A 17,467-nucleotide genomic window follows, 5' to 3' on the forward strand; every position below is an offset into this window, starting at 1 on the left:
ACACCCCGCTCGCCGCCAAGTAGTACCTGCTGTTCTCCGGGAGGACGCCGCGGGTACTCCCGGAGAGCAGGAGGTCCGACGCGCCTCAGGAGGTTCCCGCGGCCAGCGCCCGACCCGTGACCCGCCCCGTGTGCAGGCAGCCACCGAGGAAGGTCCCCTCCAGGGCGCGGTGCCCGTGCACCCCGCCGCCACCGAACCCGGCCGCCTCGCCGACCGCCCACAGCCCGTCGAGCACCGACCCGTCCGGACGCAGCGCCCGGCCCGAGGGGTCGCACCAGAGCCCGCCCAGCGTCTTGCGGGTCAGCACCGACAACCGGACGGCCAGCAGGGGTCCGTCCTTGGGCGTCGTGAGCGGCCGGGGCGGTGAGACGCGGATGAGCTTGTCGACCCGGAAGTCGCGCGCTGCGCGCGTGGCCACCACCTGCGGGTCCTTGCCGAGCCCGGAGGCGACCTGGGCGTCCCGCGCGCGGACGACGGCGGCCAGCGCGGCGGGGTCGATCCGTCCCCGCGACCCCGGGGTGGCCTCGGTGAGCGCGTTCATCTTCCCGGCCAGCTCCTCGGGGGTCTCGGCCCACAGGAACTCGGGGGACTCCGCGGCGAACCTCGCCACCGGCCCGACGGCGCCGGGCAGCACCCGCTGGGCGAGCAGCCGCACGTCCTTGCCCGTCAGGTCCGGGTTCTGCTCGGAGCCGGACAGGGCGAACTCGGAGTCCATGATCGCCTTGTTGAGGACGAACCAGGAGTGGTCGTCACCGCGGGCGGTGACGTGCTGCAAAGCGCCCAGGGCGTCGAAGCCAGGGAACAGCGGGGCGGGCAGCCGTCCGCCGTCGGCGTCCAGCCAGAGCGACGACGGGCCGGGCAGGATGCGGATGCCGTGGTTCGTCCAGACCGGCGAGTGGTTGGCGATCCCCTCGGGGTAGTGCCACATCCGGTCCTCGTGCACCAGCGCCGCCCCGGCGGCGGCGGCGTGGCCGAGCATCAGCCCGTCCGTGGAGTCGGGCACTCCGGACAGCATCCGCGCCGGCAGCTCACCGTGCTGCGGGGACCAGCGTTCGCGTGCCCGGTCGTGGTTCGCCCCGATGCCGCCGGAGGCGACGACGACGGCGTCCGCGGCGATCTCCTCGGTCCCCACCACGTCGCGGGACGTGGGGGCGCCGCGGACCGCGCCGTCGTCGGCCAGGACCTCCGCGCGCACGCCGGCCACGCGGCCGTCCATGACGACCAGGTCGGTGACCCGGCGGCGGAAGCGCAGGTCGAGGAGACCGGCCGACCGTGCCTCCAGGGCAGCGGTGACGAACGGCGCGATGACCGCCGGTCCGGTGCCCCAGGTGACGTGGAAGCGCGGCACGGTGTTGCCGTGCGCGGTGCCCTGCCCCGGACCGAAGGCGTAGCCGCCCCGCTCGGCCCACTGCACCAGCGGGAACCAGCGCACTCCCTTGGCGTGCAGCCAGGCGCGCAGGTCGCCGGCGGCGGCCTCGACGTAGTGCTTGGCCCAGGCGTACCCGTGGCGGTCTGGGCCCTCACCGTGCTCCGCGCCCGGGGCGAACCCGGCCGACCCGAGCCAGTCCGACCAGGCGAGCTCCGCGGAGTCGTGGACCCCGAGGCGGCGCTGCTCGGGGGAGTTCACGAGGAACAGCCCCCCGAACGACCACCAGGCCTGCCCGCCGAGGGAGGCCTCCGGCTCCTGGTCGAGCAGGACCACGCGGCGACCGGCCGCGGTGAGCTCGGTCGCGGTGACCAGGCCGGACAGGCCGGCCCCGATGACGATGACGTCTGCGTCTGCCATGCGGGCAGTCTGTCAGAGGTCTCGGTGGGATCCCAGGGGATCAGCGCCGCGCCACGAACACCTCGACGCTCAGCGACTCCAGGGTCACGTGGCCGGGCTCTTCCGCGTCGTCCGCCTGCTCGGGCCCCGTCGGCGAGTCCCACGTCGAGCTCCAGGTGCGCTCCCACGGCCCCGCCCCGTCCAAGGGTTCGGGAAGCGTGACGTCGGCGTCCTCGAGGCCGCCGTGGAGCAGCAGCAGGACGTCGGCCTCGTCCGGACCCGGGCCCGGACGCAGCATCTGGATGACCCGTCGTCCGTCCACGGCCCACGCCTCGTGGTCCATCGGGGTGCCCGCGTCGTCGAACCACAGCAGGTCCGGCACCTCCTCGCCGGGTCGCGGCGAGCCGAGGAAGAACGACTCGGCACGCAGGGCGGCGTGCTCCGCCCGCAGGTTCGTGAGGAAGCGGGTGGTGGCGAGCAGCTCGCGGCCGGCGTCGTCCAGGTCCCAGTCGAGCCAGGACACCGGGGAGTCCTGGGTGTAGGCGTTGTTGTTGCCGCCCTGGGTGCGTCCCATCTCGTCCCCGGCCGTGAGCATGGGGGTGCCGGCCGACAGCAGGAGGGTGGCCAGCAGGTTGCGCTGGGACCGGCGCCGCAGCGGGACGACGGCGGACCACGGTTCGGTCGCGTCGTCGTGGTCGCCGTCCGGCGCGTGCCCCTCGACCCCGTGGTTCCAGGAGCGGTTGTCGTCCGTGCCGTCGCGGTTGTCCTCGCCGTTGGCGTCGTTGTGCTTGCGGTCGAACGCCACCAGGTCGGCGAGGGTGAAGCCGTCGTGGGCCGTGACGTAGTTGACGGAGGCGACCGGGCCGCGCATCAGCGGCGGGTCCGAACGCCCGAAGAGGTCGGCCGAACCGGCCAGCCGGGTCGTCAGCTCGCGCATCCCGTGCATGGGCTGCCCCTGGGAGCCCTGGCGGGGCGCCTCGAGCCAGAACGAGCGGGCGGCGTTGCGGAAGCGGTCGTTCCACTCGGCCGTCGGGGCGGGGAACTGCCCGGTCTGCCAGCCGCCAGGACCCACGTCCCACGGCTCCGCGACGAGCTTGAGCCCGGACAGCAACGGGTCCGTCTGCAGCGCGACGAGGAACGGGTGGTCGGGCGTGAACCCCTCGTGGTCCCGGCCCAGCGTGACCGCCAGGTCGAAGCGGAACCCGTCCACGCCGACGACCTCGGCCCAGTAGCGCAGCGAGTCCAGGGCCAGCTGCACCACCCGGGTGCGCCGGAAGTCCAGCGTGTTGCCCGTCCCGGTGACGTCGGCCAGCCGCGCCGGGGTGTTGCCGTCGTGCAGGTAGTACAGGGGGTTGTCCAGGCCGCGCCAGGAGAGGAACAGGGCGTCGTCCCCGCCCTCGCAGGTGTGGTTGTACACGACGTCGAGCAGGACCTCGATGCCCGCCTCGTGCAGCAGGTGGACCATGCCGCGCACCTCGTCCAGCACGGCCGCCGGGCCGGCCTCCTGGGCCGCCCGGGTCGCGTAGGCGGCGTGCGGGGCGAAGAACCCCATCGTCGAGTAGCCCCAGTAGTTCGCCAGGCCCCGGCCCGCCAGCCAGGGCTCGGCCGTCGAGGCGTGGACCGGCAGCAGCTCCAGGGTCGTCACGCCGAGCGAGCGCAGGTGCTCGATCACCGCCGGGTGGGCCGCGCCGGCGTACGTGCCGCGCAGCTCCTCGGGGACCTCGGGATGCTGCTTCGTCAGGCCGCGCACGTGAGCCTCGTAGACCACGGTGTCGGCCCAGGGCACGCGCGGGCGGCTCAGCGGAGCGGGCTCGGGGAGGTCGGCGACGACGACCGCGTGCGGCACGTACGGCAGCGAGTCCTCGTCGTCCGGGCCGCCGTCGTCGGCCGCGCCTCCGCCCAGCGTCGCCGGGACGTAGGCGACCTCGCCCCGGTAGCCGCGCGCGTACGGGTCGAGCAGGAGCTTGGCGGGGTTGTGCCGCATCCCGGCGCCCGGGTCCCAGGTCCCGTGCACCCGGAACCCGTAGCGCTGCCCGGGTGCGACGTCCGGGACGTGCCCGTGCCAGACGCCGTAGGTCGGCCCGTCCAGCGCGACGCGACGCTCGGCGTACCGCGCCGGGTCGTGCTCGTCCTTCTCGGGGGCGACGACGTCGATGAGGCACAGCTCCACCCCGGCGGCGTGCGAGGCCAGCACGGCGACGTCGATGCCGCCGTCGGGCGTGGTGCGCACACCGAGCGGGGGGACGTGGCTGCGCGTCCGGTTGGGTCGGGTCAGCGGGGTGACCTTGGGGCGGGCCTGCATGGGCCCATCCTGGACCAGGGCGCCGACAGCGACGAACCGAGCACGGCCGTGTCGCAGGATGCGGACGACGGCGGGACCGACCGTCCGGGCCGAGTAGGCTCGCCCCTGGCGGCTCGATGCCGCCAGCGTCCATCCGCCGAGCACCTGGATCGGAAGGTTCCCCGTGCGCATCGTCGTTCTCGTCAAGTACGTGCCGGACATCAACGCGGAGCGGAAGCTCGCGGACTGTCGGGTCGTGCGCGACCCGGCCGAGGGCACGCTCAACGAGCTCGACGAGAACGCTCTCGAGGCCGCGCTGCGCATCGTCGAGGCGCTGCCCGACGACGAGCGCGAGGCCGCCGAGGTGGTGGCCCTCACCGTCGCCCCGGCGGAGGGCGACATCGCGCTGCGCAAGTCGTTCCAGATGGGTGTCGACCGCGGCGTCCGGGTCTCGGACGACGCGATCGCCGGGTCCGACTACTTCGGCACGACGGCGGCGCTCGCGGCCGCGGTGCGCCGGCTGGAGGCCGAGGGCCCGGTGGACCTGGTCGTCACCGGCATGGCCGCCCTCGACGGGTTGGGTTCCGTGGTTCCGGCGCTGCTCGCCGCCGAGCTCGGCCGGCCCGCGCTGACCTTCGCCAAGCAGGTGTCGGTCGCCGACGGGTCGCTGGAGATCTCCCGGGTGACCGACGAGGCGACCGAGACGCTGACGGCGCCGCTGCCCGCGGTGCTGTCGGTGGCGGACACCGCGAACACCCCGCGGTTCCCCAACTTCAAGCTGATCATGGCCGCGCGGACCAAGCAGATCGAGGCGTGGTCCGCCGCCGACGTCGGCCTGGACCCGGCCACCACGGGGGAGGCCGCCGCTCGCACCGAGACGACCGTCGCGGCGCCACGGCCCGAGAAGCCCGAGGTCGAGCTCGTCCAGGACAAGGGCGAGGGCGGCACGGCCCTGGCCGAGTACCTCATCCGCAACGAGCTGGTGTGAACGGAGCCGCCCCGATGACTGAGCCCACGCACAACCGAACCGTCCTGGTCCTGCTCGACCCCGCCACCGAGGTGCGCTCCAGCGTGCTCGAGCTGCTCACGATCGGCCGCTCCCTCGGCCGGGTCGAGGCGGTCACCCTGGAGTCGCCCGGCGTCGAGGTGCTCGCCCAGCTCGGCGCGTACGGCGTCGAGACGGTCCACCAGGCCGAGCTGCCCGCGCAGGTGCGCGGCGACGCCCGCCACCTGTCCGCCGTCGTCGCCGAGGTGCTGGCCGCCGCCGTCCGCCTCACCGACGCCGACGTCGTGCTGGCACCGTCGACGTTCGCCGCCAAGGAGGCCGCGGCCCTGGCCGGGCGCGCTCTCGACGCCGGTGTCGTCATCGACGCCGCCGGGGTCGCCGAGGACGCCTCCGGTCACGTGGTGGCCACCAAGCGGGTCTTCGCCGGGACGTGGGACACCTCGAGCCGGGTGACCACCGACGTGGCCGTGCTGACCGTCCGCGCCAACGCCGTCGTCGCCCAGCCCGCCGATGCCGCGGTCGCGACCGAGGTCGAGGGCTTCGCGGTGGAGGTCGGCGCGCCGCTGCCCACCGTCACGGCCCGGACGGCGACCGTTCGTGACTCGGACCGGCCGACGCTCGAGGAGGCGGCGATCGTCGTGGCCGGCGGGCGGGGCACGGACGGCGACTTCGGTCCCGTCCAGGAGTTCGCCGACGCCCTGGGTGCGGCGGTCGGCGCCTCGCGCGACGCCGTCTTCGAGGGCTGGTTCGACCGGTACGTCGGGCAGACCGGCGTGACGGTCGCGCCCCGCCTCTACATCGGTGCGGGCATCTCGGGGGCGCCGCACCACCGTGGTGGCATGCAGGCCTCCCAGGTGATCGTCGCGGTCAACAGCGACCCCGAGGCGCCGATCTTCGAGATCTGCGACTTCGCGGTCGTCGGTGACCTGGCCGACGTGCTCCCGCAGGCCGCCGAGGTCATCCGCGCCCACCGGGCCTCGCAGTAGTCCGTCGCGACGGCGGTCGGTGCGGCGGTAGGTTGCCGCCATGTCCCTGCAGCGCTGCACCGACCTGTCCGCCGCCGACTGGATCACCCGGTCCAGCACGCCCACCTGGCAGCTGCTGACCTTCGGACCGGACGTCTTCGAGGCGTCCGCCCGGCTGCGCCTCATCCCGGACCCGACGGCCCCCGGCCAGCACGAGGGTGACGTCGAGGACGAGCCCGTCCATGTGGAGTCGGAAGGGGAGTGGGGCGCGCGGGTGCTGCGCGTCCTGACCCGCAAGACGACGACACCGCATCGCGTCTACTTCGCGGTGTGGCTGGGCGACGGCATGTCCGACGACGTCCCGCCCGGCCCGACGTTCGACCTCCCGGACCGGCCGGAGTGCGCACTCCTTGCCGGGGACGCCGACGACCTCGAGCCCGGCCGGTCGGTGCTGTCCGGGCGGGGCCTGCTGCTGGCCATGGTCTGGCCCGAGGACCGTGCCTGGGTCATGGCCTGCGACGTCGACCCGCACTGGGCGGGCATCGGTGCGTCGGCCGACGCCGTCGGCGCGCTCGTCCACAGCCCCGGGATCGACGTCGTGCCCGCCGACCCGCGGGCCGCGCAGCCCGAGTACGACGGGCCGTCACAAGACGCCCGAGACCGGCCACCGCTGCCGCCGGGCTTCCGGTTCGGTCCCTACCGTCCGTGAAACCTGCGGGTCGGGTCAGCCGCCGGCGAAGGGCGGCAGGAGGTCGAGCGTCGCGCCGTCGGGCACGACGTCGCCCGGCGCGGCCCGGCGGCCGTCGAGCAGCACCGAGCAGCGGGACAGCACCGGGGCCGCGTCCGGCGAGTCCTGCGTGACGCGGCCGACGACGTCGCCGACGGTGGCGCCGTCGGGCACGGTCAGCGTCTCGCCGGACCGGCCCAGCGCCGCCCGGGCCGCCGCGAAGTAGCGCAGCTCGACCATCTCAGCCCCCGATCGCGCTCATCGTGCGGTCGGGCTGGACGAACGAGGGGTCGTCCAGCCCGTGCCCGGCGCCCTTGCCCCACATGGCCGTGCGCCACAGGTCGGCGAGCTGGTCGTCGGACGCTCCGGCGCGCAGCGGGCCGAGCAGGTCCGTCTCGGTGTGGGCGAACAGGCAGTCGCGCACCCCGCCCTCGGCGGTGAGCCGGGTGCGCCGGCAGTCCCCGCAGAACGGCTCGGTGACCGAGGCGATGATGCCGACGCGCCCCAGCCGCTCCCCGGAGGCCGGCGACCGCACCTCGAAGCGTTCGGCGGGTGCGCCGTCGCGCGGCTCGACGTCGGGGGCCAGCGCGAACCGCTGCCCCAGCAGCTCCCGCACCTCGGCGGCGGTGACCATCGCGGAGCGGTCCCAGGAGTGGTCCGCGTCGAGCGGCATCTGCTCGATGAACCGCAGCTCGAAGCCCCGCTCCAGCGACCAGGCGAGCAGGTCGGCGGCGTGGTCGAGGTTGACCCCGCGCACCAGCACGGCGTTGATCTTGACGAGGTCGAACACGCGGGCGGCGGCGTCGATGCCGGCCAGCGTCCGTTCGAGGAAGGGGCGCCGGGCCAGCGTGGCGAACGTGTCGGGGTCCAGCGTGTCGAGCGAGACGTTGACCCGGTCGAGGCCGGCATCGCGCAGCGCGTCCGCCCGGGACTCCAGGCCGACGGCGTTCGTCGTCAGGCTGATCTCCGGACGCGGGTCCAGGGCCGCGACGTCGCGCACGACGTCCACGAGGTCACGGCGCAGCAGGGGCTCGCCGCCGGTGAACCGCACCTGGCGCACCCCGAGCTCGCGGGTCGCCACCCCGACGAGCCGGGCGATCTCGGCGCGCGTCATCACCGAGTCCTTCGGGAGCGCCGGCAGCCCTTCGGCCGGCATGCAGTAGGTGCAGCGCAGGTTGCAGCGGTCGGTGAGCGAGACGCGCAGGTCGGTGGCGACCCGCCCGTAGCGGTCCACCAGGCCGGGCTCGGCCGGCCTGCCGGCGGGCAGCCCGGCGTCGCGCCACCGGGTGGGCAGCGTGGGGATTCCGAGGTCGACGGACATCACGGGCCTCTCAGGTGGGGTCGGGCTGCCAGCCCAGGGCCAGCCGCGAGACGCGTTCGGCGACCTGCTCGTCGGGCGTCGGGCGGCCGGACGAGGCGGCGAGCCCACGGGCGTAGCCGACCAGGTAGGTGGTGACCGGTGCGGCCGGTCGGGCGACGTGGTGCGCGGCGTCCCGGGCGAGGTCGAGCACCTCGGTGACGTCGATGCTGCCGGCGGGCAGCTCCAGCTCGGCCTCGACGGCCTCGACCCAGCGGGCGACCGCGGTCGGGGTGTCCTGCGTCATCGCGCTTCCTCCTCTGCGTCGTCCACCGCGTGGCGGGCGTCCTAGCGTGCGGTGAGCCGGTCCCTATCCTCCCAGGTGTCGACGTCGTCGCTCGCCCCGGCCTCGTCGGGCACCGTGACCAGGTCGAGAGCGGCGACGAGCGCGCGCACCGGTGCGCCGTGCGAGTCGATGTCGCGCAGCGCCGCCGCGAGGGCGTCCCGGCGGTAGAGACCGACCAGCCACTGGGCGCGGCCGTGGCGCACCAGGTGCGCGCCGTCGGTCGGGTGGTCCTGCGTGACGGCGGCACGCAGCGCGGGCAGGGCGGCACCGGCGCCGGGGACGTCGACGGCGAGCACCAGGACCCACGGCGGTGCCTCCGGCCGGTCCAGCACCCGCAGGCCGGCGTCGATCCCGGCCACGGGACCGCCGAACGGCGGGTCCTCGCGGGTGCGGCGCACGTGCGCCGGCAGCGTCATGTCCTCCGGTCCGACGACGGTGGTCAGCACCGCCCCGGCGGTCGCGGCGAGCGCGTGCTCCAGCAGGGTGGCGTCGCCGACCACGACGCCCGCCTTGGGGGCGCCGCCGAGGCGACGGGCGCGCCCGCCGGCGAGGATCATGGCGTCGTACCTCATGGAACCACCCCGTCGAGCGGGAGGATCGTGACCTCGTCGCCGACCGCGACCTGCCCGGTCCCGGGCGGGACGACGGCGAGGGCGTCCGCGCGGGGCAGCGCGGACAGGTGGTGCCCGTCGTGCGCGGCCGGCGTGACGCCGTCGGGCCCGGTGGTGACGAGGAGCACCTGCTCGGCGTGGGGCGGGCACGTCCAGGCGGCGGCGGCCCGGGCCGTGCGCAGCGACGTGTGGCCGGGACGGCCCGCGAGGCGGCGCAGCGCCGGCGCGGCGAACAGGGTGAACGACACGAAGGCGCTGACGGGGTTGCCCGGGACGGCGATCCACGGCACGCCGCGCCAGGTGGCCAGCGCCTGCGGGCGGCCGGGCCGCATGGCCACCGCGGCGACGTCGACGTCGGTGGGGGCGCCACCGGCGAGGACCTCCCGCACGACGTCGCCGGACCCGGCCGAGACGCCTCCCGAGGTGACCAACATGTCCACCCCCACCACGCTGTCGAGGGCGGACGTCAGGGCGTCGGCGGCGTCGGGGACCGCGCCGACGCGCACGACGTCCGCTCCGGCCCGCCGGGCGAGCGCGGCCAGCATGAGGGAGTTCGAGTCCGGGACGGTACCCGGGGTGGTCGAGCCGAGGCCGGTGAGCTCGGAGCCGGTGGAGAGCACGGCGACGCGGGGACGCCGGTGCACCCGCAGGGCGGTGAGCCCGGCCGCCGCGGCGACGGCGACGAGGCCGGGGGTGACGGTGTCCCCGGCTGTGGCGAGCAGGTCACCGCTCGCGACGTCGGTCCCCGCGCGTCGGACGTGCTCGCGCGGCTGGCGACCGAGCGTGACGGTCCGTTCCGTCGTCGGGCGGCCGGCGACGAACCGGCCGGTCGACGTGCGCTCGACGGGCACGACGGCGTCGAACCCCTCGGGCAGGGGAGCACCGGTCATGATCCGCACCACCCCCCGCCCCGCTGTGGGTAGGAGATCTCCCGCTCCGGACCGGTCCGGAGCGGGAGATCTCCTACCCACAGCGCTGGGCGGGGCGCCGGGGCGGACGTCGGCCAGCACCGGCAGCGTGACCTCCGTGCCGTCGTCGGGCAGGTCGGCGCGCCGCACCGCGTAGCCGTCCATGGCGGAGTTGTCGAAGGCCGGCACGGGTGCCGCCGCGACGACGTCGTGCGCGAGGGCGAGGCCCAGGACGTCGAGCTCCGTGAGCGACACCTCGACCGTCGCGAGCGGACGGACGCGGGCGAGCGTCGCCGCGACGTGCTCGGCGATGGTGCGCGGCGTCGGACCGGTCATACCGCCACCGTAGGCCGCCGATGTGTCGGCGGTGCAGCAACGATCTCACGGTAGGATCCCGGGCACTGTGAGGTCGACGTGGCTCCCGGCAGAGACCTCACACATGATCCCGCTCGGCTGAGAGATTCGCCTCATCGAGAGTTCACGCCGTCGCGCGGCACGACGAAACACCCGCTTCCTACTGTCGTCCTCACCGGCACGACGTCGCGCCGGTCCGGCACCCGGCACCCGTCGGGAGCCGTGGCCCCGCCCGGCGTCGCCGGGCACGAGCACGGATGGGAGAACGACGATGGTTGCTCCGACGAGTGGGACCACCTCGTCCGAGGTGGTGCCCGACGGCACCGCCACCACCGCCGAGACTGCCGGCCCGGTCGTCGCCGACGCGCCTCCGCGCCGGCCCGTCCACCGCTCGGGCCGGTGGATCGACCACTGGGACCCCGAGGACCCGGTCTTCTGGCGCAACGGCGGGCGCAGCATCGCCCGCCGCAACCTCGTCGTGTCGATCTTCGCCGAGTTCCTGGGCTTCTGCGTCTGGGCGATCTGGTCGATCGTCGTGCCGCAGCTCCCGGCGGCCGGGTTCGACCTGACCGCCGACCAGATGTTCTGGCTCATCGGCCTGCCGGCCCTCGTCGGCGCCGCCCTGCGCGTGCCGTACACGCTGGCCGTCCCGGTGTTCGGCGGGCGCAACTGGACCATGATCTCCGCGGCCCTGCTCCTGATCCCGGCGCTGGCCCTGGTGTGGGTGGTGCAACGCCCCGAGACCTCGTTCGGCGTGCTGCTCCTCGTGGCGGCGCTCGCGGGCTTCGGCGGCGGCAACTTCGCCTCCTCGATGGCGAACATCTCGTTCTTCTTCCCGGAGAAGGAGAAGGGCGCCGCGCTCGGCTGGAACGCGGCGGGCGGCAACATCGGCACGGCGGCGGTGCAGTTCGTCGTGCCGCTGGTCATCGTGACCGCGGCCGGGGTCTCCCTGCAGCGGGCGGGCCTCGTGTTCGTCCCGTTCATCCTGCTCGCGGTGGTCCTGGCGTGGCGGCTCATGGACAACCTGGGCACCGCCAAGGCCGACCCTCGGTCCTTCGGGGCGGCCGCCCGCGAGAAGCACACCTGGGTCATCTCGTTCATCTACATCGGGACCTTCGGCAGCTTCGTCGGCTTCGCCGGCGCGTTCCCCACGCTGCTCGCCCGCGAGTTCCCGGACGTGACGCTGTCGCTGGCGTTCATGGGGGCGCTCGTCGGGTCGCTGACCCGCCCCCTGGGCGGCTGGGTCGCCGACCGTCTCGGCGGCGCCGTCGTCAGCGTGGCGAGCTTCGCGGTGATGATCGTCGGCGCGCTGGGCGCGATCCAGGCACTCGGGACGGGTTCCTTCGCCCTGTTCTTCGGTTCCTTCATGCTGCTCTTCGTGGCCACCGGTGTCGGCAACGGGTCGGTCTACCGGATGATCCCCGCCGCCTTCCGGGTCGCGAAGGTCGGCGGTGGCGGCGCCGCGACGGCGAAGGCCGCGGCGGGCTGCATCGGGATCGCGGGCGCCGTCGGTGCCTTCGGCGGGTTCCTCATCCCGCGCGGGTTCGCGATGTCGGACACCATGACCGGGTCCCTGGTCCCCGCCCTCTGGGTGATCATCGGTGCCTACGTGGTCATGGCGCTGGTCACCTGGGCCGTCTACGGGCGGCGCGGCAGCGCGATGGGGTCCGCCCGGGTATGAGCAGGAACACCACGACGGCACCGCCAGTGCCTCGGAAGACGCACTGCCCGTACTGCGCCCTGCAGTGCGGCATGACCCTCACGCCCGCCGGGGCCCCGTCGTCGGACGCGCACGCCGCGCCGGCGCCGGGCCCCGGCGGGCGTGAGCCCCTGCCGGTCGTCGCGCCGCGGGACTTCCCGACGAACGCGGGCGGTCTGTGCCAGAAGGGGTGGACGAGCGCCACGGTGCTCGGCGTGCCGGACCGGATCACGACGCCGCTGGTCCGCGGTGCCGACGGCGAGCTGGCTGCCGCCACCTGGGACGAGGCGCTCGAGCTCGTCGTGTCTCGCGTGCGGGCGGTCCAGGCCCAGCACGGACCCGAGGGTGTCGCCATCTTCGGCGGCGGCGGTCTGACCAACGAGAAGGCGTACGCGCTGGGAAAGTTCGCCCGGACGGTGCTGCGCACGCCGAACATCGACTACAACGGCCGGTTCTGCATGTCCTCGGCGGCAGCGGCGGGCAACCGTGCCTTCGGCGCGGACCGCGGGCTGCCGTTCCCCCTGACCGACCTGGGCGGGGCCGAGGTGGTGCTGCTGCTCGGCTCCAACCCGGCGGAGACGATGCCGCCGTTCGTCCAGCACCTCGCCGGCGCCCGCGAGCGCGGCGGGCTTTTGGTCGTGGACCCGCGACGCTCGGCCACGGCGCGGCTCGCCGACGACGGCCAGGGGACCCACCTGCAGCCGGTGCCCGGCACCGACATGGTGGTGCTGCTCGCGCTGCTGCACGTGGTGATCGCCGAGGGGCTCGCCGACCGGGAGTACCTCGCGGCGCGCACCAGCGGCTGGGACGACGTCGTGCGGTCCGTCGCCGCGTGGTGGCCGGAGCGCGCCGAGACGGTGTGCGGCATCCCTGCCGAGGAGCTGCGGACCGTGGCGCGCCGGCTGGCCGCCGCGGCGCCGTCGCGCGGGGGACGCGGCGCGTACGTCCTCACCGGGCGCGGGGTCGAGCAGTCCGCCCAGGGCACCGCGACCGTCACGGCGGCGATCAACCTGTCCCTGGCGCTCGGTCTGGTCGGCCGCCCGGGTGCGGGCTACGGCTGCCTCACCGGTCAGGGCAACGGCCAGGGCGGTCGCGAGCACGGGCAGAAGAACGACCAGCTGCCGGGCTATCGCAAGATCGACGACCCGGCCGCCCGCGAGCACGTCGCGCGGGTGTGGGGTGTGGACCCGGCCACGATCCCGGGTCCGGGCCTGCCCGCCGTCGCGCTGCTCAACGCGCTCGGCACTCCCGACGGGCCGCGGGCGCTGTTCGTGCACGGCTCGAACGTGCTGGTCTCGGCGCCCAACGCGGACCGGGTCCGCGAGCGCCTGGAGGCGCTGGACCTGCTGGTCGTCTGCGACTTCGTGCCCTCGGAGACGGCGCGGCTGGCGGACGTGGTGCTGCCGGTGACCCAGTGGGCCGAGGAGGAGGGCACGATGACGTCGCTGGAGGGTCGGGTGATCCGTCGTCGTCGGGCGGTCGACGCGCCGGGCGAGGCGTGCTCCGAGCTGTGGTTGCTCGCCGAGCTCGCCCGCCGGCTCGGCTCGGACGTCGCGTTCCCCACGGACCCGGCCGTGGTGTTCGACGAGCTCGCCCGGGCCTCGGCCGGTGGGGTCGCTGACTACTCCGGGATGTCCCACGCGCGGCTCGACGCCGCCGAGGAGGCGGGGGAGCCGGGCCTGTACTGGCCGTGCCCGGCACTCCCGTCCCCCGAGCTGTCAGGACCAGGGCAGGGTATGACGAGCGCCGGTCCTGACAGCTCGGGGCAGGGGGAGCACCCCGGGACACCACGGATGTTCCTCGACGCCTTCGCGACGCCTGACGGCCGGGCGCGCATGGTCCCGGTGGATCATGCCGGGCCCACGGACGACGTCCGCGCCGACGCCCCGACCTACCTGGTCACGGGCCGGGTGCTGCAGCACTACCAGTCGGGTGCGCAGACCCGCCGGGTGCCGGAGCTCGACCGGATCGTGCCCGAGCCGTACGTCGAGCTGCACCCGCAGCTCGGGTTGCGCACCGGGGTGGCCGACGGCGCCCGCGTCCGGGTCACCTCGGCGCGCGGCGCCGTGGAGGCCACCGCCCGGTGGACCGACATCGTGCGGCCCGACACCGTCTTCATGCCGTTCCACTGGAGCGGGGCGGGCAGCGTCAACCGGATCACGAGCGACGCCGTCGACCCGATCTCCTCGATGCCCGAGTTCAAGGTGTGCGCGGTCAGCGTCGACCCGGTCCCGCCGGCGTCGCACGGCACGCACGACACGCACGACGCCCAGGAGGTGACGGTATGACGCTCCACGTGCCGCTGAAGATCGTGGTCGTCGGACACGGGATGGTCGGCTCGCGCCTGGTGGACGAGCTGGTCCGCCGCAGCGCCGAGTCCTTCGATATCACGGTGCTCGGGGCGGAGCCCTACGAGCCGTACAACCGGGTGCTGCTCAGCGACGTCGTCGCCGGGCGGACCGACGTCGCGGCGATCACGATGCCCGAGCCGGCGGGGGAGCACGTGACGACCCTGCGCGGCGTCACCGCGGTCCGCGTGGACCGGCGCGCCCGCACGGTCACGGACTCCGCCGGGGCCGTGCACGCCTACGACCACCTCGTCCTCGCGACCGGTTCGCGGGCCCGGGTCGTCCCCGTGCCGGGGTTGGTCGGCGACGACGGCGAGGTGCGGCTCCCGGCGGGGGCGCACGCGCTGCGCACCCTCGACGACGCGCGCGAGATCGTGGCCGCGAGCGTCAACACGCCGCGGGCGGTCGTCGTCGGCGGCGGCGTGCTGGGCGTCGAGGCGGCGTACGGGCTGGCGGGTCGGGGCCTGCAGGTGACGCTGGTGGACACCTCGCCGGCGCCGATGTCCCGCCAGCTCGACACGGCGGCGGGCTCCGTCCTCGCGGCGGGCCTGCGGGACGCGGGCGTCACGCTGCGTACCGGCGCGCGGCCCAGCGAGATGCTCGTGGCGGGCGGGCGCGTCGTCGGCGTCCGCCTGGACAGCAGTGCCGGCGGTGCCGGCGACGGTGCAGCCGGTGAGGGCGACGGCGAGGTGGTGGGCGCCAGGCTCGTCGTGCTGGCGACGGGCACGGTGCCGGAGGCCGAGATCGCCCGCGACGCCGGGTTGACCATCGACCGCGGGATCGTCGTCGGGCACGACCTGGCCAGCCCGGACGATCCCCGCGTCTTCGCCGTCGGCGACTGCGCGCAGCCGCCGCAGGGCTCGCGCGGGCTGGTGGCCGAGGGCTGGGACCAGGCGCGGCGGCTGGCGGAGCACCTGGCCTCGCGGGTGGCGGTCCGGGCGGAAGTCGCCAAGCGGCAGAGCGGTCCGCGCGAGCACCTGCGCTTCCCGCACGAGGGCGAACGACCGTCGATGGCGGTGCGCCTCGGCACGCTGCTCGCCACCCGGACACCCACCGACGCGGGGGTGGACACGCGCGGCACCGACGTGGTGAAGGTCAAGGCGGGCGCCCTGAGCGTCGTCGCCATGGGCGTCAGCGGGGGCCGGGACACGACGGAGCCCGGGCACCGGGCCGTCACCCTGCACGACCCGGCGGCCGGCCGCTACGTCGAGGCGGTCGTCGCCGACGGGATCCTCGTGGGGGCCACCTGCGTGGGCGACCCCCGGGTCGCCGCGGACCTCACCGCGGCGTACACCCGCCGCACCCCCGTCCCGGTGGACCCCGCGTTCCTGCTCCTGACCCCGGTCATGCCGAGCGCCGAGCCCGCGTCGTCACCCGAGCACATGCCCGACGACGCGACGGTCTGCCGCTGCAACGGCGTCACCAAGCACGACATCACGGCCTGCTGGGACGACGGCGCCCGCTCGGCGGACGACATCGCGACCGCCACCCGCGCCACGACGGGCTGCGGGAGCTGCCGCGAGGCCGTCTGCGGGCTGGCCGACTGGCTGGCCGCCACCCGGGGCGGCGACGGGACCGCGGACGAGGAACCCGAGCCCGCCGACCTCGCGAGCGTGTGACCCCACGACTCCGGTGCGCCCGACGCATCCCCTCGCCGTCGGGCGCACCGGATCACTGCCGGTCAGCCGGCCGAGCAGTCGACGTCGGCGTCCGACGGCGCGGCACCGGAGCCGATGAAGCCGAACGACGCCGTCGCACCGGCGGCGAGCGTGCCGTTCCAGGGCGCGTGGGTGACGGTGACGCCGTCGGCGCCCAGGGTGCCGCCCCAGAGCTGGTCGACGTCGACCGCGGGCAACGTGGTGCTCCAGCCGGAGATCGCCTCGGCCCCCGCGGTGACGGTGACCTGGCCCTGGTAGCCGCCCTGCCAGGTGTGGGCCACGGTGAGCTCGGCCGTGCAGGCACCCGGCTCAGGGTCGGGCGTCGGGTCCGGGTCCGGGGTGGGGTCCGGCGTCGGGTCCGGGTCCGGGGCGCCGTCGAAGACCGTGGCCTCGACGGACGTCTCCGAGAGCCCGTCCGGGCCGGTGAAGATCCGCTCGCCCCAGGGCGACGGGGAGCCCACGTCGAAGCCTTCGACGAGGTCGAGGTACTCGACGCCGCCGCCGTTGCCGCTCCACGACCAGGCGAGCCAGCCGATCCCGAGCCGTTCGGTCTCGGCGAGGATCGTGTCGTAGGCCACCGACCCGTCGGAGTGGGTGTACCCGAACTCGCCGATCATCAGCGGCAGGCCGGCGTCGACGAAGTGCTCGAGGTACTGCGTGACCGTGGACCCCTGGCTGTACACGCCGTACATGTGCACGGAGAAGACGGTGTTGCCGTCGGGATCGGCCGCGGCGACCTCGGGTGCTTGGTCACGCATGATGTGCGCCCAGTCCTGGCCCCAGCTCGGGGCGTCGACGACGAGCGCGTGCTCGTAGCCGACGTCGCGCAGGCGCTGGATTGCGGCCGAGGTGTCGTCCGCCCAGCCGGCGTTGGTGGCGGCGTCGTTGCCGTAGGGCTCGTTGCCGAGGTTGACCATGACGAGGTCCTCGCTGCCGGCGAGGGTGGGGTAGAGGTACTCCCAGTAGTCGGCCGCCTGGTCGAGCGTGGCGGCGCCGGCCTGCTCGCCGTAGCCGGTGGTGTCGTGCACCTCGAGCTGGCAGATCAGCCGGTTGGCCTCGCACTCGTCGACGATCGCCGCGACCTCGGTGGCGTCGGTGCGCGTCCAGCGATCGCCGCTCGCGAGCACGACCCGGACGGCGTTGGCGTCGACCGACTTGATGTCGGCCAGGGCCTGCGTGGTGGTGTGCGTGTACCAGGCGTGCGGATGATTGACGCCGCGCAGCACCAGGTCGGTGCCGTCGGCCTCGACGATGCGGCCGTCGGCGACGTGGATGCCGGGTGCGTCGTCGGCGGCGGCGCTGTGGGCGGCGATCGCGCTCATGCCGCCGGCGGCGAGCGTGGCGGCCGCGATGCCCGCGACGGTGCGGGCGCGTTGGCGAGTCATGGGTGGGGTCCTTCCGGTCGGGTCCCTGGCACGGTCACCGTGCCCGACGGCGGCGGGCGCCGGAAGACTCTTAAGCGTTTAAGTCGTCCTCGTGGAGCGGTCCGCCCGCGCCACTGT

14 protein-coding genes are annotated in these 17,467 nt (G+C 74.9%); 6 read left to right on the top strand and 8 right to left on the bottom strand.

The window, feature by feature from the left end:
- Window positions 1–85: 85 nt before the first annotated feature.
- Together AC3RJ8_RS05325 and glgX are read right to left on the bottom strand one after the other, a co-directional pair.
- Window positions 86–1,786, bottom strand: coding sequence for an FAD-binding dehydrogenase (locus tag AC3RJ8_RS05325; protein WP_489714887.1), 1,701 nt, complete (start codon window positions 1,784–1,786; stop codon window positions 86–88).
- Between the two features lie 40 nt (window positions 1,787–1,826).
- Window positions 1,827–4,067 carry a glycogen debranching protein GlgX gene (gene glgX, locus AC3RJ8_RS05330; RefSeq protein WP_489714888.1) on the bottom strand — a complete coding sequence of 747 codons (2,241 nt, stop codon included), beginning with the start codon at window positions 4,065–4,067 and terminating at the stop codon, window positions 1,827–1,829.
- 163 nt (window positions 4,068–4,230) lie between these two features.
- On the opposite strand from glgX, the gene AC3RJ8_RS05335 reads away from it, so the two are divergent.
- The 3 genes from AC3RJ8_RS05335 to AC3RJ8_RS05345 are packed head-to-tail and all read left to right on the top strand — an operon-like array spanning window position 4,231 to window position 6,726.
- Window positions 4,231–5,034, top strand: coding sequence for an electron transfer flavoprotein subunit beta/FixA family protein (locus AC3RJ8_RS05335; protein ID WP_489714889.1), 804 nt, complete (start codon window positions 4,231–4,233; stop codon window positions 5,032–5,034).
- Between the two features lie 14 nt (window positions 5,035–5,048).
- Window positions 5,049–6,038, top strand: a complete 990-nt coding sequence (locus AC3RJ8_RS05340; protein WP_489714890.1) for an electron transfer flavoprotein subunit alpha/FixB family protein — start codon at window positions 5,049–5,051, stop codon at window positions 6,036–6,038.
- Between the two features lie 40 nt (window positions 6,039–6,078).
- The gene (locus AC3RJ8_RS05345) at window positions 6,079–6,726 is read left to right on the top strand and encodes a hypothetical protein (protein WP_489714891.1); all 648 of its coding nucleotides are present in this window, start codon (window positions 6,079–6,081) and stop codon (window positions 6,724–6,726) included.
- 15 nt (window positions 6,727–6,741) lie between these two features.
- Here AC3RJ8_RS05345 and AC3RJ8_RS05350 read toward each other — a convergent pair whose 3' ends face one another.
- The 5 genes from AC3RJ8_RS05350 to AC3RJ8_RS05370 are packed head-to-tail and all read right to left on the bottom strand — an operon-like array spanning window position 6,742 to window position 10,242.
- Complete coding sequence (locus AC3RJ8_RS05350; RefSeq protein WP_489714892.1) at window positions 6,742–6,984, bottom strand: MoaD/ThiS family protein; 243 nt, start codon at window positions 6,982–6,984, stop codon at window positions 6,742–6,744.
- Window position 6,985: 1 nt separating this feature from the next.
- On the bottom strand, window positions 6,986–8,065 hold the full coding sequence (moaA, locus tag AC3RJ8_RS05355; RefSeq protein WP_489714893.1) for a GTP 3',8-cyclase MoaA: 1,080 nt from the start codon (window positions 8,063–8,065) through the stop codon (window positions 6,986–6,988).
- Window positions 8,066–8,075: 10 nt separating this feature from the next.
- Entirely contained in the window at window positions 8,076–8,348 is a 273-nt protein-coding gene (locus tag AC3RJ8_RS05360) for a DUF6457 domain-containing protein (protein WP_489714894.1), read from the bottom strand.
- A gap of 41 nt (window positions 8,349–8,389) precedes the next feature.
- Complete coding sequence (mobA, locus tag AC3RJ8_RS05365; RefSeq protein WP_489714895.1) at window positions 8,390–8,959, bottom strand: molybdenum cofactor guanylyltransferase; 570 nt, start codon at window positions 8,957–8,959, stop codon at window positions 8,390–8,392.
- Window positions 8,956–10,242, bottom strand: a complete 1,287-nt coding sequence (locus tag AC3RJ8_RS05370) for a molybdopterin molybdotransferase MoeA (protein ID WP_489714896.1) — start codon at window positions 10,240–10,242, stop codon at window positions 8,956–8,958. The genes mobA and AC3RJ8_RS05370 overlap by 4 nt, the downstream gene beginning before the upstream one ends.
- A gap of 289 nt (window positions 10,243–10,531) precedes the next feature.
- Between AC3RJ8_RS05370 and AC3RJ8_RS05375 the strand changes: the two genes are divergently transcribed.
- The 3 genes from AC3RJ8_RS05375 to AC3RJ8_RS05385 are packed head-to-tail and all read left to right on the top strand — an operon-like array spanning window position 10,532 to window position 15,926.
- Window positions 10,532–11,941, top strand: coding sequence for an MFS transporter (locus tag AC3RJ8_RS05375; RefSeq protein WP_489714897.1), 1,410 nt, complete (start codon window positions 10,532–10,534; stop codon window positions 11,939–11,941).
- On the top strand, window positions 11,938–14,247 hold the full coding sequence (locus tag AC3RJ8_RS05380; RefSeq protein WP_489714898.1) for a molybdopterin oxidoreductase family protein: 2,310 nt from the start codon (window positions 11,938–11,940) through the stop codon (window positions 14,245–14,247). Before AC3RJ8_RS05375 ends, AC3RJ8_RS05380 begins: the two co-directional genes overlap by 4 nt.
- Window positions 14,244–15,926 (top strand): FAD-dependent oxidoreductase, encoded by a 1,683-nt coding sequence (locus AC3RJ8_RS05385; protein WP_489714899.1) that lies wholly within the window; start codon window positions 14,244–14,246, stop codon window positions 15,924–15,926. The genes AC3RJ8_RS05380 and AC3RJ8_RS05385 overlap by 4 nt, the downstream gene beginning before the upstream one ends.
- 62 nt (window positions 15,927–15,988) lie before the next feature.
- Here the strand turns inward: AC3RJ8_RS05385 and AC3RJ8_RS05390 are convergent, their stop codons facing one another.
- Window positions 15,989–17,350 carry a cellulase family glycosylhydrolase gene (locus AC3RJ8_RS05390; protein WP_489714900.1) on the bottom strand — a complete coding sequence of 454 codons (1,362 nt, stop codon included), beginning with the start codon at window positions 17,348–17,350 and terminating at the stop codon, window positions 15,989–15,991.
- Between the last annotated feature and the right edge of the window lie 117 nt (window positions 17,351–17,467).

The organism is Isoptericola sp. MSGPD8_1_ISO-PGPR-S23-394, assembly GCF_058072785.1.

Excerpts from the sequence above, each read along its gene's own strand:
- AC3RJ8_RS05325 (WP_489714887.1), bottom strand. The coding sequence starts at position 1,786 with ATGGCAGACGCAGACGTCATCGTCATCGGGGCCGGCCTGTCCGGCCTG.
- glgX (WP_489714888.1), bottom strand. The coding sequence starts at position 4,067 with ATGCAGGCCCGCCCCAAGGTCACCCCGCTGACCCGACCCAACCGGACG.
- AC3RJ8_RS05340 (WP_489714890.1), top strand. The coding sequence starts at position 5,049 with ATGACTGAGCCCACGCACAACCGAACCGTCCTGGTCCTGCTCGACCCC.
- AC3RJ8_RS05345 (WP_489714891.1), top strand. The coding sequence starts at position 6,079 with ATGTCCCTGCAGCGCTGCACCGACCTGTCCGCCGCCGACTGGATCACC.
- AC3RJ8_RS05350 (WP_489714892.1), bottom strand. The coding sequence starts at position 6,984 with ATGGTCGAGCTGCGCTACTTCGCGGCGGCCCGGGCGGCGCTGGGCCGG.
- moaA (WP_489714893.1), bottom strand. The coding sequence starts at position 8,065 with ATGTCCGTCGACCTCGGAATCCCCACGCTGCCCACCCGGTGGCGCGAC.
- AC3RJ8_RS05360 (WP_489714894.1), bottom strand. The coding sequence starts at position 8,348 with ATGACGCAGGACACCCCGACCGCGGTCGCCCGCTGGGTCGAGGCCGTC.
- mobA (WP_489714895.1), bottom strand. The coding sequence starts at position 8,959 with ATGAGGTACGACGCCATGATCCTCGCCGGCGGGCGCGCCCGTCGCCTC.
- AC3RJ8_RS05370 (WP_489714896.1), bottom strand. The coding sequence starts at position 10,242 with ATGACCGGTCCGACGCCGCGCACCATCGCCGAGCACGTCGCGGCGACG.
- AC3RJ8_RS05375 (WP_489714897.1), top strand. The coding sequence starts at position 10,532 with ATGGTTGCTCCGACGAGTGGGACCACCTCGTCCGAGGTGGTGCCCGAC.
- AC3RJ8_RS05380 (WP_489714898.1), top strand. The coding sequence starts at position 11,938 with ATGAGCAGGAACACCACGACGGCACCGCCAGTGCCTCGGAAGACGCAC.
- AC3RJ8_RS05385 (WP_489714899.1), top strand. The coding sequence starts at position 14,244 with ATGACGCTCCACGTGCCGCTGAAGATCGTGGTCGTCGGACACGGGATG.
- AC3RJ8_RS05390 (WP_489714900.1), bottom strand. The coding sequence starts at position 17,350 with ATGACTCGCCAACGCGCCCGCACCGTCGCGGGCATCGCGGCCGCCACG.